Below are 22,534 nucleotides of genomic sequence, written 5' to 3' on the forward strand. Positions count from 1 at the left end.
ATGCCCCGGCAGAAAATCACGTCGGCATGCCGTGGCTTCACCTTGCTCGAGGTGCTGGTCGTGCTGATGATCATGGGCCTGCTGGTGGGCCTGGTGAGCGCGGTGGCGCTGCCCGACGACCGCGCGCGGCTCGGCCTCGAAAGTGAACGCCTGGCCCGCCTGCTGGCCCTGGCGCGGGAAGAGGCACGTTTCAGCGGCCACGCCGTGGCCTGGACCGCCGAACCTCCCGGCTACCGCTTCTGGCAGCACGACCGGGAAGTTGGCTGGAGTGAAATCCGCGGGCGCGACTTGCTGCTGCCGCGAACCCTGCCCAGGGACATGCACCTGCTCGGCCTGCGCGTCGAGAACAGCCCGGTCACCGGCCCGCTGCGCCTGGAGTTCAGCAGCGACGGCGCGGCGTCGGCATTCACGCTTGAGCTTGGCCTGGGCAAGGCCCGCACGACCATAACCGGCTCACCGGTGGGCCACATCGCCGTCATTGACGACGAAGGAGGGCACGGTGCCATTCCGGCCGCGCAGTGAGCGCCGACACAGGCCCGCGGGCTTCACCCTGCTTGAAGTCCTGGTGGCCTTGGCGATCATCTCCATCGCACTGCTTGCAGCGCTGCGCGCCGCGGGCATCGCCACGACCAGCCTGCAGGAGCTTCGCGGCCGCCAGCTTGCCGTCTGGGTGGCGGACAACCGCCTGGCCGAACACCGCGCGCGCGGCGCGTGGCTGCCGCTGGGCATCGCGCAAGGCCAGGAAGAACAGGGGGGCATCGGTTTCGCGTGGCGCGAGGAAGTCGCCAGCACGCCCAATCCGGCCTTCCGCCGCGTCGACATCTTCGTGCATGCCAGCCAGTCACCCGAACACCGCCTGGCCCACGTCACCGGCTTCGTCGTCAACGCACCGGGGCCCTCGCCATGAGCCGGCACCGCGGATTCACGCTCATCGAGCTGCTGGTTGCGCTGCTCATCCTTTCACTGCTGGCGATGATGTCCTGGCGTGGCCTCGGCGCCGTGCTTGATACCCGCGAACACGTGCTGGCGGAAACACGCAAGTGGCAGGCCGTATCCGCGTTCTGCAGCCGCTTCGAACGTGACGTCGCCATGGCGTCGCCGCGGCCGGTTCGGTCGGCCGGCGGCGAACTACCGGCCTGGGTCGGCCGCGCACCCGGCCAGACCGCGCCACGGCTGGAACTGAGTCGCTTCGCGTCACCAGAAGGCGTTGATTCGCCGCGGCGCATCGCCTACCAGTTGAACGACAGCCGGCAAATCGAACTCTGGCTCTGGACGGGCCTGGACGCGACGCCGGGGGAACAACCAGCGCGTTACCCGGTCCTCGACGACGTCGAAACGCTGGAACTGGACTACCTGGACCAGAACCTCACCTGGGTATCGACATGGCCGGCCTCGCCGGAGTCGCCGACGATGCCGCGCGCGGTACGCCTGCAGCTGGTGCTTGGCTCCGGCGAGCGCATCCTCCGCCTGTTCGCGGTGGACGCATGAAATCCCGGCCCCAAGGCGCCGCGATCGTGATGGCCATGGCCGTGGTGGCCCTGGCGGCGCTGGCGGCGACCGCACTGCTGCTTTCGCAAAGCATCTGGACGCGGCGGGTCGAGCTCGACACCCGCCACGGCCAGGCCCAGCATGTCCTCGAGGCGGGCCTGGACTGGTCGCGTGCGCTGCTGCACGACGACCTGCGCGCCAGCCAGGTCGACCATGCCGGTGAGCCCTGGGCAATGCAGATGCCGCCGATCCCGGTGGAGGGCGGCCAGCTGGCCGGCGCCATCGACGACCAGCAGGCGCGCTTCAACCTCAACAACCTCGTCAGCAACGGCAAGGTGGATGCCGAGCAGCTGGCCATCCTGCAACGGTTGCTGGTCTCGCTGGACCTGCCCGGCTCGCTGGCCACCAGCCTGGGCGACTGGCTGGACGCCGACGGCATCGGCCAGGGCGGCGCGGAAGATGCCTACTACCTTGGCCTGGAATCACCCTATCTCGCCGCCAACCGACCGCTTGCCGACCTGGACGAACTGGCTCGCGTGCGCGGCTTCGACCCCGGGGTGCGCGCCCGGCTGCGCCCCTTTGTCACCGCCCTGCCCCGCGGCACGCCGATCAACGTCAATACGGCCGGCCCGGAAGTGCTGGCCGCGCTGCTGCCCGGCCTCGGCCCCGAGGCTGCCCGTGCGCTGGTGGCCTCGCGCGAACGGGCGATCTTCCTCGATCGCACCGGCTTCCTTACCCGGCTGCCGGAGGGCATGCGCCTGGCGCCGGAGCGGATTTCGGTCAACAGCGACTATTTCCTGGTCACCATGTCGGTCGAACTGCACGGTGCGCAGGCACGCGGAAGCGCCCTGCTGGTACGCGACAGCGCAGGCTGGCCCGGCGTGGCCTGGAGGAAATTTCCGTGAGCCTGCTGCGTCTCTATTGTTCGCTGCCCGATTCGCCGCCGGCCTGCCGCTGGGCGCTGGTGAACGAGGGTCGCGACACCGTGGTTGGCGAAGGTGAGTTCTCGACGCTGCCGCGCCACGCCCAGCGCGTTCAGGTCGTGCTGCCGGCATCGCAGGTGGTCTTCCTGCGCGTGAAGCTGCCACCGTCGAAACGCCGACCGTCCGGCCAGGCCCTTGCCTTCGCGGTCGAGGAACAAACGGCAGGCGACCCGGCCCTGAACCAGGTGCGTTGGCTGGGCCAGTCCGAGGGTAACGACATCCTGGCGGTGTTCGACCAGGACGGTTACGAGACCTGGAGCCGCGCGCTCGCCGAAGCCGGCGTACGCGGCGTCGAATGGCAGGCGGAAACGCTGCTGCTGCCGTGGCTGCCGGGCACCTGGCAGCTGCGTTGGTATGGCAGCGAAGGTTTCGTGCGAACGGGCGAATTCGAAGGCGTGGCGACCGACTGCGGCGACGCCACCACGCCGCCGGTTTCGCTGCGCCTGCTGCTGGCCCAGGCACGCGCGGCTGAAACCGCGCCGGTGCGGATCGTGCTGCACCCGATGGCGGACGAGGCGGCGCCGGATGCCGCCGCCTGGTCGCAGCTGCTGGGTCTCCCGGTTGAAATCTCAGCAGCCAGCGACGGCGGCGACTGGACCCAGGCGCCCATGCACGCCGGCGTGCCGCTGGTGGCTGCCGAACGTGGCTGGCGCGGCCTGTCGGGCCTGGCGCCGCGTCTGCGCACCGCCGCCTGGGTGCTCGCTGTCGCCCTGGCGCTGCACGCCGCGCTGCTGGTCGGCGATTGGGCATCGCTGGCGATCGAGCGTCGCAACCTGCAGGCGCAGATGGAGCAGCGCTTTCGCAGCGCATTCCCCGACGCCGTGGCCGTCGCCAATGCGCCGCTGCAGATGCGGCGCCAGCTGGCGCAGACCCGCCACGCCGCCGGCCAGCTTGATCCCGGGGATTTCCCGGCCCTGCTCGCCCATCTTGGCGACGCCGGCCGCGAACTTCCCCCGGGCAGCCTGCGCGCGGTTTCCTACCAATCATCCAGCCTGGTCGTGGAGGTCGTGGGCGTGGACGCCGCCGGCGTTCAGCAGGTCGCGGCGCGACTGGTGCAGGCGGGCCTGCAGGTTGAAACACAGCCGCCGGCAACGCCGGGCACGGCGGTGCGCCTCACGGTGCAGGCGCAATGATCGGCCCGTTGCTCCAACGCTGGCAGTCGCGTTCCGCGCGCGAACGGCAGGCCATGCTGGGCGGGCTTGGCCTGCTGGCAGTCGCTACCTGCCTGGTCCTGGTTATCGCGGCGCTGCAGGCGCGCGCCCCCTTGCAGCGCGATGTCCAGGCCCTGCGTGCCGCCGCGGCCACGATGGATCAGCAGGCTCAGGAACTTGAGCGCCTGCGCCGCCTGCCCGCCCTCCCAGCGCCGGAACAAGCACTGCGGGCGCGCGTACAGGCCGCGCTGGACGCGAAGCTGCCGCCGGCAGCGGCGACCCGTCTGGAATCTCCGGACCCGGGCCAGGTCGTGGTGGTGTTCGAAACCGTGGGCTTTGCGGCTTGGCTTGGCTGGGTCGGAGACCTCGCGACGCGACAGGTGCGACTGGAGTCGTGCCGCATCGACGCGCTGCCGGCGCCCGGCCAAGTCCGCATCACCGCCACGCTGGTGCCGTCGGGGCCGCCATGAAGCCCTGGGCCTGGCTGGCGATGGGCACCTGCCTCTACGTGGTTTCGCTCATGGTTTTCGCGCCGGCGCGTCTGCTCGACGCAAAGCTTGACCAAGCCAGCAAGGGGCACCTGCGCCTGGCCTCGCCCGAAGGCACGCTGTGGTCGGGAAGTGGCGTGGCTGAACTGCACGACCAGGCCGGCGGCCGGCGCTGGGCGGCGGCGGTGGCCTGGCGAATGCGGCCAGCCGCATTGCTGGCCGGTCGTTTGGACTTTGAACTGGCCACCGATACGCCGGCATCACTTTCGGCGATGTCGCTTTCACGCTCGAAGATCGGGCTGTACGGCGTGGACATCCGTATGCCGGCCGCCACGCTGGCCGCCGCCATTCCGGACATGGCCGCCTGGGGCGTCGCCGGCGAGATCAGGCTGGTCACGGACAGTCTGGAATTCGGACCGGGACTGGCGGCCGGAAGCGTGACGGTGCACTGGCGGGCGGCGGGCTCGTCGCTTTCCCCGGTGTCACCGCTGGGCGACTACGCGCTGGACGTGCAGGGCCTGGACCAAGGCTGGCGGGCCAGCCTGCGCACGACCGCCGGCCCGCTTCAGGTCAGCGGCCAGGGCGCCTGGCAGTCCGGCGCCGATCCACGGTTCGAAGCCACCGCCGTGGTGCCGCCGGCGCTGCGGACGCAGCTTGCACCGTTCCTGCGATTGCTTGCCGTCGAACGCAGTGACGGCCGCTTCGATTGGCGACTGCAGTGAAATTGCGGCGAACCTGTGTGTGGCTTAACGAACAGAGCACACGCGGCGGCTGCAACACACTGCACCCGTTGCCCGGCCGCGTGTGTTTCCCGCGGCATGCCCCCTGCCCACCAGGAGCACGTCTTGCCAAGTTCCACGCCCGACCCACCTGCCAACTCCCTGATTGCGGGGCTGCCGCGCAGCGAACAACGCAGGTTGCTGGCCGTCTGCGAACCGACCGAGTTGGCTTTCGGCGTGACCCTGTTCCGGCCCGGCGAAACCCTGCATGAGGCGATCTTCCCGCTGTCGGCCTGCGTTTCCCTGGCCGCCTCGGTCGATGGACACCCGCCGCTGGACATGGTGCTGGTGGGCAGCGAAGGCATGCTGGGCCTGAGCCTGGCCCTGGGCAAGGGCCCCGACGTGCCGATGCTGGGCATCGTGAAGTGCCCGGGCAGCGCGCTGCGTTTGCCCGCCGACTGGCTGCGGCGGGAAATTCCCAACAGCCCGGGGCTGGCACGCGCCATGCGGCGCCATCTCTTCGACCTGCTGGCGCAGGTGGCGCGGACCGCTGCCTGCACCAGCTTCCATGACGTCCAGGCGCGGCTTGCGCGCTGGCTGTTGATGACCCACGACCGCGCCCACGCCGACCACTTCCACCTGACCCACGAACTGCTGGCCGACATGCTGGGCGTTCAGCGCAGCGCCGTGACCATCGCCGCCGGCGCGATGCAGAAAGCCGGGCTGATCAGCTATTCGCGCGGCGATATCCATATCCTGAACCGCAGCAGCCTGGAGGCGATTTCCTGCGAGTGTTACACCTCGCTTTCGCCTGCGCCCCGGCTTTAGGTACCGCTCTGATGAGCCGGCCTGTCCGACAACGTCGGGCCGGGCACCCACCTGGTCCTGGTTGAGGCCGACGACGAAGACAGCGCCCTGCGCGCACTCGAAGTCGCCAAGGAAATCGCCCGCGTCCTGGGCATCGCCCTGGAAAACGCGCAGGAAGCCGACTAGCGGGTTACCACTGCCCGATGTTGGGCATCGACAGCCAGGGCTCGGCCTTTTCCAGCGCAGCGCCCTTCTGCAGCAGCTCGATCGAAATCTGGTCGGGCGAACGCACGAAGGCCATGCGGCCGTCGCGCGGCGGGCGGTTGATCACCACGCCGTGTGCCTGCAGGCGTTCGCAGGTGGCATAGATGTCGTCGACCTCGAAGGCCAGGTGGCCGAAGTTGCGCGCCGAACCGTAGTCTTCGTCGTCGTAGTTGTAGGTCAGCTCGACCTCCGCCTCCGGATTGTCGGGCGCGGCCAGGTACAGCAGGGTGAAACGCGCGTCGGGGTAGTCGCGACGGCGGGTTTCCACCAGGCCCAGTGCGTCGCGGAAAAAGTGCAGCGAGGCGTCCAGGTCGCGGACGCGCACCATGGCGTGCAGGTATCTCATTGGCGCAGGGCCTCCTCGAGTTCGGGATCGTCCAGGAACAGGTCGGGCAGCAGTGGCTGCGACGGATCCACGGCGTACTGGCCGAAATCGGTGACGCCGGTTTCCCGCAACACGGCCTCGTCGATCAGGAAATGGCCGCTGAACTTCCAGGAGTCCCGGCTCAGCACCGCATGGGCGGCGTCGGCCATGATCTCCGGCGTGCGGCACTTCGCCGGCTCGGTGCCCGGGATCATCTTCAGTGCGTCGGTGGCGATCACCGTGCGCGGCCACAGGGCGTTGACCGCGACGCCGCGCGGGCCGAACTCGGCCGCCAGGCCCAGGGTGACGAAGCTCATGCCCATCTTGGCCAGGGTGTAGCCCGTGTGCGGACCCCACCATTTCGGGTCCAGGTTGGGCGGCGGCGCCAGGGTCAGGATGTGCGGGTTGGCCGAATCGAGCAGGTGCGGCAGGCAGGCCTGGCTGCACAGGAAGGTGCCGCGGGCGTTGACCTGCTGCATCAGGTCGAAGCGCTTCATCGGCGTTTGCAGCGCACCCTGCAGCCAGATCGCACTGGCGTTGTTGACCAGGATGTCGAGGCCGCCGAAGCGTTCGACCGTGGCCGCCACGGCCGCCTTCACCTGGTCTTCCTCGCGGATGTCGCACTGCAGCGCCAGGCCCTGGCCGCCCGCGGCGTCCACCGCGGCGGCCGCGCTGTGGATGGTGCCGGGCAGCTTGGGGTTGGGCACCGAGGACTTGGCGGCGATGGCCACGTTGGCGCCTTCCCGGGCCGCGCGCAGGGCAATGGCCAGGCCGATGCCCCGGGAGGCGCCGGTGATGAAAAGGGTCTTTCCGCGGAGGTTAGGCATGCATCACTCCTGAACTTTGGTCGCAGTGTAAACCGGGGGTCCCCGGAGGCAGCCTATAATCGCGCCCCATGGATTCAGCCCGCCTGGAGGCCCTCGTCGCATGGATCGGTGAAAACCCGACCCTGGCGGGCCTCGTCATCTTCCTCATCGCCTTTGGCGACGCCCTGGTCATCGTGGGCGTGGCCATCCCGGCCGTGCCGCTGCTGTTCGCGGTGGGCACGCTCGTGGGCCTGGGCCACGTGGACGGCGCCTATGCACTGGCCTGCGCGACCCTGGGCGCCTTCGCCGGTGACGCCATCAGCTTCTGGGTCGGCCACCGCTACGGGCCGCAGCTGCGCCAGCGCTGGCCCTTCCACAAACACCCGCAGTGGCTCGAGCGCGGCGAAACCGCCTTCCGCCGGCACGGCATGAAGTCGATCATCATGGCCCGCTACGTCGGCGCCATCCGGCCCTTCGTGCCGGCCATCGCCGGCATGCTGAAGATGAAGCTGCGCCAGTACGTGCCGGCCAGCGGGATCGCGGCGCTCATCTGGTCGGCCACCTTCCTGGCACCGGGCTGGCTGTTCGGCACCTCGCTCGACCTCGTGGCCGCGGTGGCCGGGCGGCTCGCCATCGTGCTGGCGGTGGTGCTGGTGCTCGTTGCCGCGATCTGGTCGGCGGTCTTCTACCTGTGGCGCTGGCTGGGCGCGCACACCACCGGCATGCTCGAACGCGCCCTGGCCTGGTCGCACAAACATCCGGTGCTGGGGCGTTATTCCGAAGCCCTGATCGACCCGAACCGTCCCGAGTCGGCGTCCCTGCTGCTGCTGGCGGCCGTGCTGGGCGCGGCCGGCTGGGGATTTTTCTCGATCCTGATTTCGGTCGGCGGCGGCTCGGCACCGTCCGACCTGGACCTGACCGTGCACCACCTGATGTTCGGCCTGCGCAATCCGCTGGCCGACGTGCCCATGGCCTTCCTGGCCACCCTGGGCGACGCGGTGGTGCTGGCGCCGGCGGTGGTGGGCGTGTTCGCCTGGCTGCTGTGGCGCCGCCGGCACATCGCCGCCTGGCACTGGCTGGCGGCGCCGGGTTTCGCCCTGGTGCTGACCTGGTTCCTGGGCTACCTGCTGCACATGCCCAAGCCGCCGGCCTCGACCGCGGTCCCGGGTTTCAGCTTCCCGTCGGCGACGGTCACCATGGCGACCGTGGTCTATGGCTTCTTCGCCGTGCTGATCGCACGCGAGCTGCCCGGTCGCAACCGCGCCTGGCCCTACGTCGTGGCGGCGCTGGTCGTGGGACTGCTGGGCTTCTCGCGCCTGTACCTGGGCGCGCACTGGCTCAGCGACGTGCTGGCCGGCATCCTGCTGGGCCTGCTGTGGATCGCCGCGCTGGGCATCGCCTACCGACGCCGCGTGGTGCGTTCGTTCTGGGTGCGGCCCATCGCCACCGTGTTCTTCGTCGCGGTGCTGGGCGTGGCGGCCTGGCATGGCAGTCGCCAGGCCGACGACATCCTGGTCAAGTTCGATCCGCCGCACACGCCGGCGCCGCTGGCCGCCAACGCCTGGTGGCGCGGCGACTCGCAGGCCGGCCTGCCCGCGCGCCGCAATGAACTGCGCGGCCGCGACGCCTGGCCACTGAACGTGCAGGTGGCCGGGCCCCTGCACGTGCTGCGCACGCGGCTGCTGCTGGCCGGCTGGCAGGATTACACCGTCGGCGGCTGGTACGGCCTGCTGCAGACCCTGGACAAGGACGCCACGCCGCTGGACCTGCCGGTATTGCCGGCCACCCACAACGGCCGCGCGGAAGTGCTGGTGATGGTGCGCCGCGACCAGGCCGGTGGCCGCATGCAGGTACTGCGCCTGTGGACCAGCCCGGTGGTGCTGCAGCCCGGCGACCAGCCGCTGTGGATCGGCACCGTGCACGCGCTGGAATTCACCCGCCGGCTGGACTTCTTCAGCTACTGGCGGGCCCTGCCCGGCGAGGAGGCCCTGCTGGGCCCGCTGCGCGAAGACGCCGGCGACATGCAGTCGACCCTGGACGTCAGCGGCGGCGACGGCCTGCCGGTGCTGCGCCTGCGGCCGCCGTCCGGCGGCTGACTCATTCGGCCTGGAAATCAGGCAGCCGTTCGACCAGTTTCTGCAGCCGCTCGTGCGGATCAGCCAGCTGCAGCAGCGCCAGCCGTTCGGTGGCCTCCAGCGGCAGCCATTCGGCCAGCCGCCAGCCAACCCAGGCGGCGTCGGCCAGGTCGCCCTTGCCCGGGCCTTCGTGGTCGATGCCGGCCTTGTCCATGATGCGTGCCAGCAGCACCGACAGCAGGGCGTGTTCGTCGCGCAGGGTTTCCGGCGGCGGCTCCTCCAGCCACTGCACGTCGCCCAGCACCAGGCCGTCGTCGCGCACGCGGGTACGCTCGACGTGGAAGCGGCGCCGACCTTCGACGGTGAGCCCGAGCAGGCCGTCGTCGGTCATGGAAAAATCAACGATCACCGCCTCGGTGCCATGCGCCGCCGGCGAGGCGGCCTCGCCCACCTCGCGACCGGCGAGGATTAGGCAGATGCCGAAGCCTTCGCCGCTGCGCCCGCAGCGCTTGACCAGGTCGAGGTAACGCGGCTCGAAGATGCGCAGCGACACGCGCCCACCGGGCAAGAGCACGGTTGAAAGCGGGAACAGCGGCAGTTCGCAAATCGCCACGCTTAGCCGCCCAGCTGGGCCAGGAAGCGGCGCGGCGCGCCGTCGAAACCGCCGTTGGACATGAACACCACGTGGTCGCCGGCGCGGCAGCGCCGGCCCAGTGCCGCCAGCAGGGCATCGACGTCGGCGACGGTTTCGCCCTCGCCGCGCAGGGCAGACACGACCTTGCCGCCGTCCCAGGCCAGCTCGGGCCGGTGCAGGAAGACCACGGCATCGGCCCCGTCGAGCGACGGCGCGATCTGGCCGGCGTGGGCGCCCAGGCGCATGGAATTGCTGCGCGGCTCCATCGCGACCACGATGCGCGCGCTGCCCACGCGGGCACGCAGGCCCTCGAGCGTGGTGCGGATGGCGGTGGGATGGTGGGCGAAGTCGTCGTAGACGGTGACGCCGGCGCGCTCACCCAGGACTTCCAGCCGGCGCTTGACCGACACGAAGTCGCGCAGCGCCGGAATGGCCTTTCCGAGGTCGGCGCCGACGGCGTGGGCGGCGGCGATCGCCGCCAGGCCGTTCATGACGTTGTGCCGGCCCACCAGCGCCCATTCGACCGTCCCCACGGTGGCGCCACGGTGCAGCACGTCGAAGCGGGTGCCGTCGGCGGCATGCAGGCGCGCGGACCAGTCGAAGTCACCGTCCAGGCCGAAGGTTTCCACCGGCGTCCAGCAGCCCATGGCCAGCACCTCGGCCAGGGCGGCCTCTTCGCCGTTGACGATGAGCCGGCCGCGGCGCGGCACGGTGCGCACCAGGTGGTGGAACTGGCGCTGGATCGCGGCCAGGTCCGGGAAGATGTCGGCGTGGTCGAACTCGAGGTTGTTCAGGATCGCCACCACCGGCCGGTAGTGCACGAACTTGCTGCGCTTGTCGAAAAACGCGGTGTCGTATTCGTCCGCCTCGACCACGAACTCGCGGCCACTGCCCAGGCGCGCGGACACGCCGAAGTTTTCCGGCACGCCGCCGACCAGGAAACCCGGGTCGCGGCCGGCGGCTTCGAGCAGCCAGGCCAGGATGGACGTGGTGGTGGTCTTGCCGTGGGTGCCGGCGACGGCCAGGGTTTCGCGGCCCGGCAGGACACGTTCGCTCAGCCACTGTGCGCCGGAGATGTAGCGCAGGCCGGCGTCGAGGACGTGTTCAACCGAATCATTGCCGCGCGAGAGGGCATTGCCGACCACCACTTCGTCGGTGTCGGCGGCGAGGTTGGCGGGGTCGTAACCCTTCGACAGCCGGATGCCCAGCTGCTCGAGCTGGGTGGACATGGGCGGGTAGACATTCTGGTCGCTGCCATCGACGGCGTGGCCGAGTTCGCGCGCCAGCGCCGCCACGCCACCCATGAAGGTGCCGCAGATGCCAAGGATGTGCAGTTTCACGGCGTCACCGCGACGGGCGCGTCAGCCGATGTCGGGCGTGGGCGCCAGGGTCTCCAGGATGCGCTGGAACACCTCGTCCACGCTGCCGACGCCGTTGACGCAGGCCAGGCGGCCGGTGTTGCGGTAGAAATCCACGACCGGCGCGGTGGCCTCGTTGTAGATCTTCAGGCGGTTGCGCACGGCTTCCGGGGTGTCGTCGGCGCGGCCTTCGACCTGGGCGCGGCCGGCGATGCGCTCGACCAGCAGCTCGGCGTCCACGTCCAGCTGCACGGCGATGTCCACCGGCTGCTCGAGCTTGCGCAGCAGCGCATCGAGGGCATTGGCCTGCACGAGGTTGCGCGGGTAGCCGTCGAGGATGAATCCGTTGCCGGTGTCGCCGGCGGTGAGGCGCTCTTCGAGCATGCCCAGCACGATTTCGTCGGACACCAGGGCGCCGGACTCCATCACGGCCTTGGCCTGCAGTCCCAGCGGCGTGCCAGCCTTGACCGCGGCGCGCAGCAGGTCGCCGGTGGAGACGTGCGGCACCTGCAGGTGTTCACGCAGACGCGAAGCCTGCGTGCCCTTGCCCGAGCCGGGCGCGCCGAGAAGTACCAGTCGCATCGTTTCAAACCCCTATAAACAAGGACGCACGACGCCGTCTTAACCCCTTTTATCTTTACTGGGGCCGCCGACAGGCCGTGCGGACCCGGAAACGCTACTGGCCGGGCGGTCCCAAGTCAATGAAACCGCCGTGCCGCGCCGGCGGCTGCATCGCCCTTGGCGGCCGCCAAGTCATTGCCCTGCTTGCAGATTTACCCACGGTCCGGGCGCATGGCCGCGGCCGCCGCGCAAGTCAGGGTAAGCACTTGCCCTGGGCTACAATTCCGCGATGAACAAAGGCAACCTGCTCTACGCACAATCCGGCGGCGTCACCGCCGTCATCAACGCTACCGCGGGCGCGGTCATCGCCGCCGCGCGAACCAGGAAGATCAAGGTCCTCGCGGCCCGCAACGGCATCCTTGGCGCGCTGCGCGAGGACCTGGTGGACACCTCGAAAGAATCGCCGGCTTCCATCCGGGCGCTCGCCCACACCCCGGGCGGCGCCTTCGGCAGCTGCCGCTACAAGCTCAAGTCGCTGGAAGAAGACGCCGCCAAGTACGAACGCCTGCTGGCCGTGATCAAGGCCCACGACGTGCGCTGGTTCCTCTACAACGGCGGCAACGATTCGGCCGACACCGCGCTCAAGCTTTCGAAGCTGGCCGAATCCTCGGGCTACCCGCTCACCTGCATCGGCGTGCCCAAGACGGTGGACAACGACCTGGTGGTGACCGACTGCTGCCCCGGCTTCGGCTCCGCCGCCAAGTACACGGCCGTGTCCGTGGCCGAAGCCGCGCTGGACGTCGCCGCCATGGCCGACACGTCCACCAAGGTCTTCGTTTATGAAGTCATGGGCCGGCACGCTGGCTGGCTGGCCGCCGCCGCCGGCCTGGCCGGCCAGGGCAAGGACGAGGCACCGCACATCATCCTGTTCCCGGAAGTGGCCTGGGACGAGGCGAAGTTCCTGGCCCGCGTGCAGGCCGTGGTCAAGCGCATCGGCTACTGCGTGGTGGTGGTATCCGAAGGCCTGCGCCGCGCCGACGGGGGGTTTGTCGCCGATGCCGGCGCCGGAAAGGACGCTTTCGGCCACAGCCAGCTGGGCGGCGTCGGCCCGCTGCTGGCGGCGACGGTCAAGGACCGGCTGGGCCTGAAGGTGCACTGGACCGTGCCCGACTACCTGCAGCGCTCGGCCCGGCACCTGGCCTCGAAAACCGACCTGGCGCATGCCCAGGCGGTCGGCAGGAAGGCCGTGGAGTACGCGCTCAAGGGCATGAACGGCGTGATGCCGGTGATCGTGCGCACCTCGGACAAACCCTACCGCTGGAAGATCGCGCCGGCGCCGCTGGCCGGCATCGCCAACCACGAGAAAACCATGCCCAGGGCTTACATCGACGCATCGGGTTACGGCATCACCGCAGCCTGCCGGCGTTACCTCACGCCCCTGGTGAAAGGCGAGGCGCCGCCGCCGTATGGGCCGGACGGGCTGCCGAAATACGTTCGACTGAAGTTACACGCCGTGGCGAAGAAGCTTCCGGCGTTCGACTGAGTCATCGCAAAGGAGAATTCCATGAAGATCCGCAACCTGGCCGCCCTCACCGCCATCGCGCTGGGCCTGGCATCCGGCGGCAGCGTCCTGGCACAGCCGCGGGAAGGCAGCCTTTACCGGGTGACCACCCAGGTCGAGATGGTCGGCCTGCCGTTCAAGATGCCCGACCAGACCACGGAGGTCTGCGGTCCCAAGGACCACACCAGCGAAAAGATGGTGCCGCACGACGAGAACTGCTCGATCACCGACTTCGAGGTCGAAGGCAATACCTCGCGCTACACCCTGGTCTGCACCGGCGAGGCCGAACTGACCGCGAAGGGTGAGTTCGAACAGCTGGGTGGCGACGCCTACCGCGGCAAGATGAACATGGTCGGCACCAGCGGCGGCCAGTCCATCGAGATGAACATGCGCTTCGAGGGCAAGCGCATCGGCGCCTGCGAATACTCGCCGCCGGCCTAGCCGGCGACACCGGCCAGCCCCCCGGGGCCCGCCCGGCGGGCCTTGTGGCTTCACCCCCTCCCTTCGGCCATACTCGGACGGGGCGGCCAGTCGGCCGCTTACGTTTGTTCGCTGTTTGACTCTGGGGAGGGTTGGCATGTTTGAGCAGTACGGACTTCACCTTGCGATCGCCTGTGCGGCGGTCGCCATTCTTTACGGCATCTTCGTGGCGCGCTGGATCGTCGCCCAACCGGCCGGCAATGAAAAAATGCAGGGCATCGCGGCGGCCATCCAGGAAGGCGCCGGCGCCTACCTGAGCCGCCAGTACCGCACCATCGCCATCGTCGGCGTGGTGCTGTTCCTGGTCATCGCCTTCGTGCCCGGCCTGGGCTGGCCGACGGCCATCGGCTTCGCCATCGGCGCCATCCTGTCCGGCGCGGCTGGCTTCATCGGCATGTTCGTCTCGGTGCGCGCCAACGTGCGTACCGCGCAGGCGGCCACGGTCAGCCTCAATACCGCGCTCAACGTCAGCTTCAAGGGCGGCGCCATCACCGGCATGCTGGTGGTCGGCCTGGGCCTGCTCGGCGTCGCCGGCTACTTCTGGTACACGATCGGCTCGGGCGTGCAGACCGCCGAATCGGTGCAGGCGGCCATGCAGCCGATGATCGGCCTGGCCTTCGGCAGCTCGTTGATCTCGATCTTCGCGCGCCTGGGCGGCGGCATCTTCACCAAGGGCGCCGACGTCGGCGCCGACCTGGTGGGCAAGGTCGAAGCCGGCATCCCGGAAGACGACCCCCGCAACCCGGCCGTGATCGCCGACAACGTCGGTGACAACGTCGGCGACTGCGCCGGTATGGCCGCCGACCTGTTCGAAACCTACGCCGTCACCGTGATCGCCGCGATGCTGATCGCCGGCATCGCCTTCACCACCTACGGCTGGGCCGGTGTGCTCTACCCGATGGTGCTGGGTGCGGTGTCGATCCTGGCCTCGATCGTCGGCACCTTCTTCGTGAAGGTGAAGGACGGCGGCAAGATCATGAACGCCCTGTACCGCGGCCTGGCCGTCTCGGGCGTGCTGGCGGCGATCGGTTTCTGGTTCGTCACCGACAACATGTTTGCCTCCGCGCTGGGCATGCCGCTGTTCTACTGCGCCATCGTCGGCCTGGTGCTGACTGCGGCGATGGTGGTGATCACCGAGTACTACACCGCCACTGAATACGCGCCGGTACAGGACGTCGCCAAGGCCTCGGAAACCGGCCACGGCACCAACGTCATCGCCGGCCTGGCCGTGTCGATGAAGTCCACCGCGGCGCCGGTGCTGGCCGTGGCTGCCGCCATCTGGACCTGCTACGAAATCGCCGGCCTGATGGGCATCGCGATCGCCGCCACGTCCATGCTTTCCATGGCCGGCATGATCGTCGCGCTCGACGCCTATGGCCCGATCACCGACAACGCCGGCGGCATCGCCGAAATGTCGGGCATGGACAAGGACATCCGCGTCACCACCGACGCCCTGGACGCCGTGGGCAACACCACCAAGGCGGTGACCAAGGGTTACGCCATCGGTTCGGCCGGCCTGGCCGCGCTGGTGCTGTTCGCCGATTACGCCCACAAGCTGCAGGAATCGGGCCGGGTGGTGGATTTCTCCATCGACAACCCGAACGTGGTGATCGGCCTGCTGATCGGCGGCATGATCCCCTACCTGTTCGGCGCCCTGGCGATGCAGGCCGTGGGCCGGGCGGCCGGTGCGGTGGTCGAGGAAGTGCGGCGCCAGTTCCGCGAGATCCCCGGCATCATGGAAGGCACCGGCAAGCCGCAGTACGACAAGGCGGTTGACCTGCTGACCAAGTCGGCGATCCGCGAAATGATCGTGCCCTCGATGCTGCCGCTGTTCATCCCGATCATCGTCGGCGTGGTGCTCGGCGCCGATGCCCTGGGCGGCCTGCTGATGGGCACCATCGTCACCGGCCTGTTCCTGGCGATCTCGATGTGCACCGGCGGCGGCGCCTGGGACAACGCCAAGAAGTACATCGAGGAAGGCCACCACGGCGGCAAGGGCAGCGAAGCCCACAAGGCCGCGGTCACCGGCGACACCGTCGGCGACCCGTACAAGGACACCGCCGGCCCGGCCATCAACCCGCTGATCAAGATCATCAACATCGTTGCACTGCTGATGATCCCGATGCTCTGAGGTAGCGGTTCCCGCGCTTGGAGAAGCCCCGCCCCGGCGGGGCTTTTCTTTTGCACCGCCGCTGGTGAAGACTAGCTGCAAGCATCCCATGGGAAGCAACATGCATCGTGTCCTGACCTCGGCTTTCAGCTGCGCGCTAATGGTCCCGGCCCTGGCCCTCGCGGAGCCGGAGGGCGAAACACCCGTCCGGATGGCCGCCCAGAGTGGCTGCGCTACGGTGCCCGAGTGCCTGGCCCTCGCCACGGCCCCGGACACGCATGCCGAGCGCCGGTACTGGGCCAAACGATTCCTGGACGAGCATCCGACCCCGGAGGTGGTGCAAGCCCTTGCACCGCTGCTTGTGCACGAACTGGAGAAGCTGCGCGATCTTGCCTGGTGGTACGCGGCCTCCCACGAAGAGGCCTGGAAAGGTCAGTTGCCCGCCCTCATGCGCGCCCTGCCACTGGAGCCCGCGCGAGCCTACCTGGTCGCAAACATCGGCGACACGGACGCCTGGGACGGGCTGTTCACGCTTGCCAGGCGGTCGAATCAGGCGAACCAATACGCTTACGCACTCAATCGGATCGACCCGGACCGGGCACTGGCCTTTGGTTTCGAGGTTGTGGGCAACACCGCGTCCGTGGCCGATCCCGAGGGCGTAATCCGGGGAATCTTTTCCGAGAGATATACCGCCCGGGACGCCGACCCGGTCAATCGCCGACTCCTGTCGCTGATTGCCGACGACACGGATGCGGAAACCCGTCGCCGGGCGGCCCTTGCGCATGCCGTCGCGCACTGGAGCGGAAATGAAATGCCGGCCGAGCTCCGGCGAATCTACGCCAGCTCGCCGGCGCCGGTGCGATACACCTTGCGGCGCCACTGGCGCGACCTGGGCTCCGTGAAGGAGCGGGTCGGTGACCTTGAGGCTCTGTTCGCCGAAGACGATGTCGAAGGACTGCTCGAAGCCGAGCGCCTTGGAACCGCCGCGCGAGGACAGCGCAAGCGGGTCCTGGCACTGATGGATGCTCCCGATTCCCGGACGCGCCTGTTCGCCCAGAGCACCCTGCACGCTATCGACCCAGGTCAGTGGCGCGAAAGACGCACGACCCTGCTCGCCAGCCCGGACATTTCCACGGCCCTCACCGCCTGGGGCCTGGATCCCAAACCCACCAAGGCGGAGGTGGACAAGTCTGCAGCCACGACCTGGTACCCGGCGCTGCGCGAGGCCTTCCGTACCCGGGAACAGGAACAGGCCCGGGCCGCCGCCGTCGAGCGCTGGCTTGAACTCGCCCGGGCCGCCCGCGCGAAAGGCGAAATGCCTCCGCCTCACCCCGACGCGAACGGCGAGCAGCTGGTCATGGTCAGCAACGACGCCCGCTATGCCGATCCGGCCGCCCTCGCCTGCCCCGGCGAAGGGGCGTCGGCGCAGCGTTTGCCGGACTCCCTATGGCATGGCCCGGACACCCTTGAAAAGGCCGCGACGCTGGCAGACACCAGCACCTGGCATCTATCGGCGGCCTTGCGCAGCGACGAAGGCTGGTTCGTGGGGGAGGATCTTGGTGAGTTCGGGGGGCGTATCGCCTTCAACCCGCACGGCCACGGCAACGCGGGCAGTGTCACGACGCGCGCCGAACCCCTGGTCCTGTTCGCGTTTGACGCTGGCCACTACTACATTGCCGGCGGCAGCGAACGGTCCCGGAAGGGAGTGTTTGCAGAGCTGGGCCGGGTGTCGGTCAGCGCAGGGACGATGCAAGCCCAGTCCTTGCTGACACTGCCGGCGCCGCCCACCGATGTCGTCGTCCGGGACGGGCGCCTGCTGCTGCGGCTGGAGGGCAACGGCTGGATGGATGCCACCAACCCGAAGGCACCGCGCTGGCTGGGCTGCGGGGCGGACGTTCCGCCCGGCGAATAGCTCAGATCTGGGGGACTTCCTGCAGCAGCAGGATCAGCGCGTCGCGGGTGCGCCGGCGCAGTTCGACGAAGCGGGCGTTGGTGGCTTCGTTCATCAGCTCGTCATTGGCCAGGTGTTCGAGCTCCTGGCAGACCGCCACCAGGTCGGTGGCGCCCATGGCCAGGGCGGCAGAACGAAGGTAGTGGGCAGCCTTGCCCAGGGCGTCGGCGTCGCCGGCGACCTGGGCGTGTTCCATCTTGCGCACCAGGTCCGGGGCCTCGTGCACGAACATGCGCACGAACTCGCTGAAGGCACCCCGCCGGTCGCGGTCGAGCATGCGCAGCAGTTCCAGCGCCTTGGGGTCGAGCAGGGACTGATGGGCCATCGAACGGGCTCCGGCGGGGGGCGATGCCCTATTCTGGCGGCTGGGCGCGCCGCTGCCTAGTCCGGCACGGCCGGGCCGCCGCGCGCTCCGGAGTGCGGGCTCCAGCCCTTTCCCGTATCCTTGCGCCCCCCACGCATGCCCTCCCCCGGGCGGATTCAGGAGTGTTTCCCCATGGCCCTAGACCTGGTGCCCACCGGCCGCGACGTGCCGAACGAAATCAACGTCGTCATCGAAATCCCCAAGGACGCCGAGCCGGTCAAGTACGAGGTCGACAAGGAAACCGGCGCCATTTTCGTGGACCGCATCCTGTCCACGCCGATGCGCTACCCCTGCAACTACGGTTACGTGCCCCACACCCTGTGCGGCGACGGCGACCCGGTCGACGTGATGGTCATCCTGCCGCTGACCCTGATCCCGGGTTCGGTCATCCGCTGCCGCCCGGTCGGCATGCTGAAGATGAAGGACGAAGCCGGCGAAGACACCAAGCTGGTTGCCGTGCCGGTGGACAAGGTCTTCTCGGGCTACACGCACATCCAGGACATTCACCAGGTCAGCCAGCACTGGCTGGATCGCATCGGCCACTTCTTCGAGCACTACAAGGACCTGGAGAAGGGCAAGTGGGTCAAGCTCGACGGCTGGGAAGGCGCCGAGGCCGCACGCCAGGAAGTGCTCGATTCCGTGCAGCGTTTCGAAGCCAGCCCGGTGAAGCTCAACTACTGAAGCCGGCGCCGGCAGGTGAAGCGGGCGTCCAGCGTCAGGCGCCCCAGCGCCGGGTCGGCGGAAAGGCGGGCCTGGGCCGGGATGTCCGGCGCATGCCAGCAGGCCCCGTCGAAGACGACCAGCCGGTTGTAGCGCGCCTCCACCCGGGGCGGTGGTTCATCGCCCGGGAACAGGGAAGGCGGGAACACCATCCCGCCCAGCGCCAGGTCCTCGAACAGGCACAGGCTGATCACGCCCGTGCCCTGCCCCGGGCCGCTGGACGAAGCCCGCGCCGGTGCGTTGGGCACCGCCGTGGCCAGCGACAGCCAGCCCTGCCCTTCGACCACCCGCCGGAAGCCCAGCGGCTCACGGAAGGTTTCGGAAAAAAACACGTGCATGGCCGTCAGCACCGGCCCGGGCAGCGGCAGCCGGCGCACCGGGAAACCCGCGAGCGGATCCACCGCGAACTGCGCCGCATGCCGGGACGCCAGTGCCCGCCAGCGCTCGGGCTCGGCCAGGGCCTTGTCCACCACCAGGCACAGACCTCCGCCCGGAAGCGTGATGGTCTGGACAGTCGGCTTCGGATTGAACACGTCGGGTCCCCTAGTCCCGGCGATACACCTGCGCACCCTGAGCCCGGAATTCGGCGGCCTTTTCGGCCATGCCCTCCTCCAGCGCCCGGGCCTCGTCGGCCACGCCCTTGCCGGCAGCATACTCGCGCACGTCCTGGGTGATCTTCATCGAGCAGAAGTGCGGGCCGCACATCGAGCAGAAATGGGCGACCTTGTGGGCGTCCTTGGGCAGGGTCTCGTCGTGGTACTCCCGCGCCCGCTCCGGATCCAGGCCCAGGTGGAACTGGTCTTCCCAGCGGAACTCGAAGCGGGCCTTGGACAGGGCGTTGTCGCGCGCCTGGGCGGCCGGGTGGCCCTTGGCCAGGTCGGCGGCGTGGGCGGCGATGCGGTAGGCCATCAGGCCCTCGCGCACGTCGGCCTTGTTGGGCAGGCCCAGATGTTCCTTGGGCGTCACGTAACAAAGCATCGCCGTGCCGAACCAGCCGATCATCGCCGCGCCGATGGCGCTGGTGATGTGGTCGTAGCCAGGCGCGATGTCGGTGGTCAGCGGGCCGAGCGTGTAGAACGGCGCCTCGCCGCACTCGCGCAGCTGCTTGTCCATGTTTTCCTTGATCAGCTGCATCGGCACGTGGCCCGGGCCTTCGATCATGGTCTGGACGTCGTGCTTCCAGGCGATCTTGGTCAGCTCGCCCAGGGTCTCGAGTTCGCCGAACTGGGCGGCGTCGTTGGCGTCGGCGATGCAGCCCGGACGCAGGCCGTCGCCCAGCGAGAAGCTGACGTCGTAGGCCTTCATGATTTCGCAGATTTCCTCGAAGTGCGTGTAGAGGAAATTCTCCTTGTGGTGGGCCAGGCACCACTTGGCCAGGATCGAGCCGCCGCGGCTGACGATGCCGGTGACGCGCTTGGCGGTCAGCGGCACGTAGCGCAGCAGCACGCCGGCGTGGATGGTGAAGTAGTCCACGCCCTGCTCGGCCTGTTCGATCAGGGTGTCGCGGAAGATGTCCCAGGTCAGGTCCTCGGCCTTGCCGTCCACCTTCTCCAGCGCCTGATAGATCGGCACGGTGCCGATCGGCACCGGCGAATTGCGGATGATCCACTCGCGGGTTTCGTGGATGTGCTTGCCGGTGGACAGGTCCATCACCGTGTCGGCGCCCCAGCGGATGGCGTAGACCAGCTTTTCCACTTCCTCGGCGATGCCCGAGGAGACGGCGCTGTTGCCGATGTTCGCGTTCACCTTGGTCAGGAAATTGCGGCCGATGATCATCGGCTCGATTTCCGGGTGGTTGATGTTGGCCGGGATGATGGCGCGGCCGCGGGCGACTTCGTCACGCACGAATTCGGGGGTGATCAGGCCCGGCAGGCTGGCGCCGAAGGATTCACCCGGGTGGCGGTGCAGCAGGTTGGCTTCGGTGATCGCCTCGATGCGCTGGTTCTCGCGGATGGCGATGTATTCCATTTCCGGCGTGATGATGCCGCGGCGGGCGTAGTGCATCTGGCTGACGTTGCGGCCGGCCAGCGCCCGGCGCGGCGGGCGCAGGGCCGGAAAGCGCACGGCATCGAGCTTGGCGTCGTCGGCGCGGGACCGGCCGAATTCGCTGCTCAGGCCGTCCAGCGGCGCGCAGTCGCCGCGGTCGGCGATCCACTGCGCGCGCACGGCGGCCAGGCCCGCGGCCAGGTCGATGCTCGCGTCGGGATCGGTGTAGGGGCCCGAGGTGTCGTAGGTGCAGAACGGGGCGTTCGGCTCCTGGATACCGTAGACCCGCGGCGTCGGCGACAGCGCGATCTCGCGCATCGGCACCTGCAGGTCGGCCCGCGAGCCTTCGACGTGGATCTTGCGGGAGCCCGGGATCGGCCGGGTGACTTCTTCGGAAAGCTGCTGGGCCTGGCGCAGCAGCTCGGTGGGCAGGGCATTCATGCATTCGTCCTTAGGGCGCGCCCCCGGCAGGGGGCAGGAACGAAGCGGCGGCGCCGGGCGCGGGCACGGGGCCGGCACCACGAAGCTTCCCTACGCCGGTGTTAACCGGATCAGGTTCGAAGGGTATGTCTCAGCCCGCATCCCGCCAGGCACCCCCGCTTCCGGGGGCATTGTTCCACGGGCAGGGCGGCGGGGCCAGCGCGGGCCCCCGCCCGGGGCCCGGCAAGGCATCAGCGCTTGTGGCGTCGCGGAAGCGCCTGCCACCCAACGACCGTGGCCACGAGACCCACCGCCATCACGGCCAATGCGACCAAGGTGTCGCGCCCCTGCGGTGAAAACTTGTCGAGGGAAAAAGACGACGCCTGCGCGAGCAGGTAGATGCCGGACAGCATCCCCAGCAAACCCAGGCAGATAACGATAATCGCCGACACACGAACGGAGGCTTTCATCATTCGGCCAGCAAGCGCTTGATGGTCGCTTCGATGTTGCTCATGTCGCTCGAGCACATGGCGTGGGCCGCGGGATCCTGGTTGACGTCGGTGTCGGCGGCGAGGTGGTACTCCATGCCGGGGTGCACGAACTGGATCACGCCGGCCTTGTCCACCAGGAAGGTGACGGAGGTCGCGGGGCGATCCGGACCCGTCAGCCACCAGGACTTGAGGGTACGGTTGCGCCAGTCCCAGTCGACGGCGACCGGAAATTCAAACTGCCGGGTCTCCACGGCACGCTCCACGCGTGCCAGGTCCATGGGGTCGTCGCGCCTGGCCTTGGGGTGGAATACGCCGATGACCACCAGGCCCTGGTCCGAATAGGTGTCATGCAGATGCCGCAGCGCGGGCGCGCTGCTGGCGCAGAACGGACAGGTGTCGGTCCACCAGCGCACCAGCAGGACCTTGCCACGCAGCGATTCCAGCGCCAGCGGCTCGGAATTGAGCCAGGCGTCGAAGTCGAAATCCGGGGCCTTCGCACCGATGCGGTCGTTGCCCGCGGTGCGATCCATGTCCTTGAGCTCCCCGATCATCTCCCCGATGGCCTGGTCGGCCTCGACCGGCGACTTGCCGCCTGACACCAGCGAGTCACGCAGGTCGGTCCATGAGGTGATCACACGGATGTCATCGGCAGCCCAACCCGGGCCGGCAAACAGCAAGGCCACCAGCACGCACATGGTCCTGAGCATCGCACCCTCCCCCTTCAGCGAAGACCCACCGTCCGGCACCCGACAG

General features: G+C 69.0%; 24 protein-coding genes and 1 riboswitch. Of the genes, 14 read left to right on the top strand and 10 right to left on the bottom strand.

Annotated features, from left to right (window positions below):
- From ACYVJH_RS08925 to ACYVJH_RS08960, 8 genes are all read left to right on the top strand, one after another.
- Positions 1–522, top strand: a complete 522-nt coding sequence (locus tag ACYVJH_RS08925; protein WP_460454301.1) for a GspH/FimT family pseudopilin — start codon at positions 1–3, stop codon at positions 520–522.
- Positions 500–907: a type II secretion system minor pseudopilin GspI gene (gene gspI, locus ACYVJH_RS08930; protein WP_460454302.1), complete on the top strand. Its 408-nt coding sequence runs from the start codon at positions 500–502 to the stop codon at positions 905–907. The genes ACYVJH_RS08925 and gspI overlap by 23 nt, the downstream gene beginning before the upstream one ends.
- Complete coding sequence (gene gspJ / locus ACYVJH_RS08935) at positions 904–1,488, top strand: type II secretion system minor pseudopilin GspJ (protein ID WP_460454303.1); 585 nt, start codon at positions 904–906, stop codon at positions 1,486–1,488. The genes gspI and gspJ overlap by 4 nt, the downstream gene beginning before the upstream one ends.
- Positions 1,485–2,393, top strand: coding sequence for a type II secretion system minor pseudopilin GspK (gene gspK / locus ACYVJH_RS08940; RefSeq protein WP_460454304.1), 909 nt, complete (start codon positions 1,485–1,487; stop codon positions 2,391–2,393). Before gspJ ends, gspK begins: the two co-directional genes overlap by 4 nt.
- Positions 2,390–3,604: a type II secretion system protein GspL gene (gene gspL, locus ACYVJH_RS08945; RefSeq protein ID WP_460454305.1), complete on the top strand. Its 1,215-nt coding sequence runs from the start codon at positions 2,390–2,392 to the stop codon at positions 3,602–3,604. Before gspK ends, gspL begins: the two co-directional genes overlap by 4 nt.
- Positions 3,601–4,092 carry a type II secretion system protein M gene (locus ACYVJH_RS08950; RefSeq protein WP_460454306.1) on the top strand — a complete coding sequence of 164 codons (492 nt, stop codon included), beginning with the start codon at positions 3,601–3,603 and terminating at the stop codon, positions 4,090–4,092. Before gspL ends, ACYVJH_RS08950 begins: the two co-directional genes overlap by 4 nt.
- A complete protein-coding gene (locus ACYVJH_RS08955) occupies positions 4,089–4,832 on the top strand; it encodes a type II secretion system protein N (RefSeq protein WP_460454307.1) in 744 nt (247 codons plus the stop codon). The genes ACYVJH_RS08950 and ACYVJH_RS08955 overlap by 4 nt, the downstream gene beginning before the upstream one ends.
- Before the next feature lie 123 nt (positions 4,833–4,955).
- Positions 4,956–5,657 carry a Crp/Fnr family transcriptional regulator gene (locus ACYVJH_RS08960; protein ID WP_460454308.1) on the top strand — a complete coding sequence of 234 codons (702 nt, stop codon included), beginning with the start codon at positions 4,956–4,958 and terminating at the stop codon, positions 5,655–5,657.
- 169 nt (positions 5,658–5,826) lie between these two features.
- Here the strand turns inward: ACYVJH_RS08960 and ACYVJH_RS08965 are convergent, their stop codons facing one another.
- Positions 5,827–6,246 carry a VOC family protein gene (locus ACYVJH_RS08965; protein ID WP_460454309.1) on the bottom strand — a complete coding sequence of 140 codons (420 nt, stop codon included), beginning with the start codon at positions 6,244–6,246 and terminating at the stop codon, positions 5,827–5,829.
- On the bottom strand, positions 6,243–7,091 hold the full coding sequence (locus ACYVJH_RS08970) for an SDR family oxidoreductase (RefSeq protein ID WP_460454310.1): 849 nt from the start codon (positions 7,089–7,091) through the stop codon (positions 6,243–6,245). The genes ACYVJH_RS08965 and ACYVJH_RS08970 overlap by 4 nt, the downstream gene beginning before the upstream one ends.
- 68 nt (positions 7,092–7,159) lie before the next feature.
- Between ACYVJH_RS08970 and ACYVJH_RS08975 the strand changes: the two genes are divergently transcribed.
- Positions 7,160–9,166 (top strand): bifunctional DedA family/phosphatase PAP2 family protein, encoded by a 2,007-nt coding sequence (locus tag ACYVJH_RS08975; RefSeq protein WP_460454311.1) that lies wholly within the window; start codon positions 7,160–7,162, stop codon positions 9,164–9,166.
- A gap of 1 nt (position 9,167) precedes the next feature.
- On the opposite strand, the gene ACYVJH_RS08980 is transcribed toward ACYVJH_RS08975, so the two are convergent.
- The 3 genes from ACYVJH_RS08980 to ACYVJH_RS08990 are packed head-to-tail and all read right to left on the bottom strand — an operon-like array spanning position 9,168 to position 11,719.
- Entirely contained in the window at positions 9,168–9,758 is a 591-nt protein-coding gene (locus ACYVJH_RS08980; protein WP_460454312.1) for an LON peptidase substrate-binding domain-containing protein, read from the bottom strand.
- A gap of 2 nt (positions 9,759–9,760) precedes the next feature.
- Entirely contained in the window at positions 9,761–11,119 is a 1,359-nt protein-coding gene (gene mpl / locus ACYVJH_RS08985; RefSeq protein ID WP_460454313.1) for a UDP-N-acetylmuramate:L-alanyl-gamma-D-glutamyl-meso-diaminopimelate ligase, read from the bottom strand.
- Positions 11,120–11,140: 21 nt separating this feature from the next.
- A complete protein-coding gene (locus ACYVJH_RS08990) occupies positions 11,141–11,719 on the bottom strand; it encodes an adenylate kinase (RefSeq protein WP_460454314.1) in 579 nt (192 codons plus the stop codon).
- A gap of 268 nt (positions 11,720–11,987) precedes the next feature.
- Between ACYVJH_RS08990 and ACYVJH_RS08995 the strand changes: the two genes are divergently transcribed.
- From ACYVJH_RS08995 to ACYVJH_RS09010, 4 genes are all read left to right on the top strand, one after another.
- Complete coding sequence (locus ACYVJH_RS08995) at positions 11,988–13,241, top strand: 6-phosphofructokinase (RefSeq protein WP_460454315.1); 1,254 nt, start codon at positions 11,988–11,990, stop codon at positions 13,239–13,241.
- Positions 13,242–13,262: 21 nt separating this feature from the next.
- Positions 13,263–13,700 (top strand): DUF3617 domain-containing protein, encoded by a 438-nt coding sequence (locus tag ACYVJH_RS09000; protein ID WP_460454316.1) that lies wholly within the window; start codon positions 13,263–13,265, stop codon positions 13,698–13,700.
- A 136-nt stretch (positions 13,701–13,836) separates the two neighbouring features.
- Positions 13,837–15,870, top strand: a complete 2,034-nt coding sequence (locus ACYVJH_RS09005) for a sodium-translocating pyrophosphatase (RefSeq protein WP_460454317.1) — start codon at positions 13,837–13,839, stop codon at positions 15,868–15,870.
- A gap of 100 nt (positions 15,871–15,970) precedes the next feature.
- Positions 15,971–17,761, top strand: coding sequence for a hypothetical protein (locus ACYVJH_RS09010; RefSeq protein ID WP_460454318.1), 1,791 nt, complete (start codon positions 15,971–15,973; stop codon positions 17,759–17,761).
- A gap of 1 nt (position 17,762) precedes the next feature.
- Here ACYVJH_RS09010 and ACYVJH_RS09015 read toward each other — a convergent pair whose 3' ends face one another.
- Positions 17,763–18,125, bottom strand: coding sequence for an Hpt domain-containing protein (locus tag ACYVJH_RS09015; protein WP_460454319.1), 363 nt, complete (start codon positions 18,123–18,125; stop codon positions 17,763–17,765).
- Positions 18,126–18,296: 171 nt separating this feature from the next.
- Between ACYVJH_RS09015 and ppa the strand changes: the two genes are divergently transcribed.
- Positions 18,297–18,845 (top strand): inorganic diphosphatase, encoded by a 549-nt coding sequence (ppa, locus tag ACYVJH_RS09020; protein ID WP_460454320.1) that lies wholly within the window; start codon positions 18,297–18,299, stop codon positions 18,843–18,845.
- Here the strand turns inward: ppa and ACYVJH_RS09025 are convergent.
- The 4 genes from ACYVJH_RS09025 to ACYVJH_RS09040 all read right to left on the bottom strand — a co-directional run bounded on the left by ACYVJH_RS09025 (position 18,839) and on the right by ACYVJH_RS09040 (position 22,488).
- Positions 18,839–19,417 carry a DUF6445 family protein gene (locus tag ACYVJH_RS09025; RefSeq protein WP_460454321.1) on the bottom strand — a complete coding sequence of 193 codons (579 nt, stop codon included), beginning with the start codon at positions 19,415–19,417 and terminating at the stop codon, positions 18,839–18,841. The genes ppa and ACYVJH_RS09025 overlap by 7 nt on opposite strands.
- Before the next feature lie 10 nt (positions 19,418–19,427).
- Positions 19,428–21,311, bottom strand: a complete 1,884-nt coding sequence (gene thiC, locus ACYVJH_RS09030) for a phosphomethylpyrimidine synthase ThiC (RefSeq protein WP_460454322.1) — start codon at positions 21,309–21,311, stop codon at positions 19,428–19,430.
- A 69-nt stretch (positions 21,312–21,380) separates the two neighbouring features.
- Positions 21,381–21,478: riboswitch (TPP riboswitch) on the bottom strand.
- Positions 21,479–21,541: 63 nt separating this feature from the next.
- Positions 21,542–21,763, bottom strand: a complete 222-nt coding sequence (locus ACYVJH_RS09035; RefSeq protein WP_460454323.1) for a hypothetical protein — start codon at positions 21,761–21,763, stop codon at positions 21,542–21,544.
- Positions 21,760–22,488, bottom strand: a complete 729-nt coding sequence (locus tag ACYVJH_RS09040) for a redoxin domain-containing protein (protein WP_460454324.1) — start codon at positions 22,486–22,488, stop codon at positions 21,760–21,762. The genes ACYVJH_RS09035 and ACYVJH_RS09040 overlap by 4 nt, the downstream gene beginning before the upstream one ends.
- Between the last annotated feature and the right edge of the window lie 46 nt (positions 22,489–22,534).

The sequence above is a fragment of the Arenimonas aestuarii genome, from assembly GCF_054781715.1.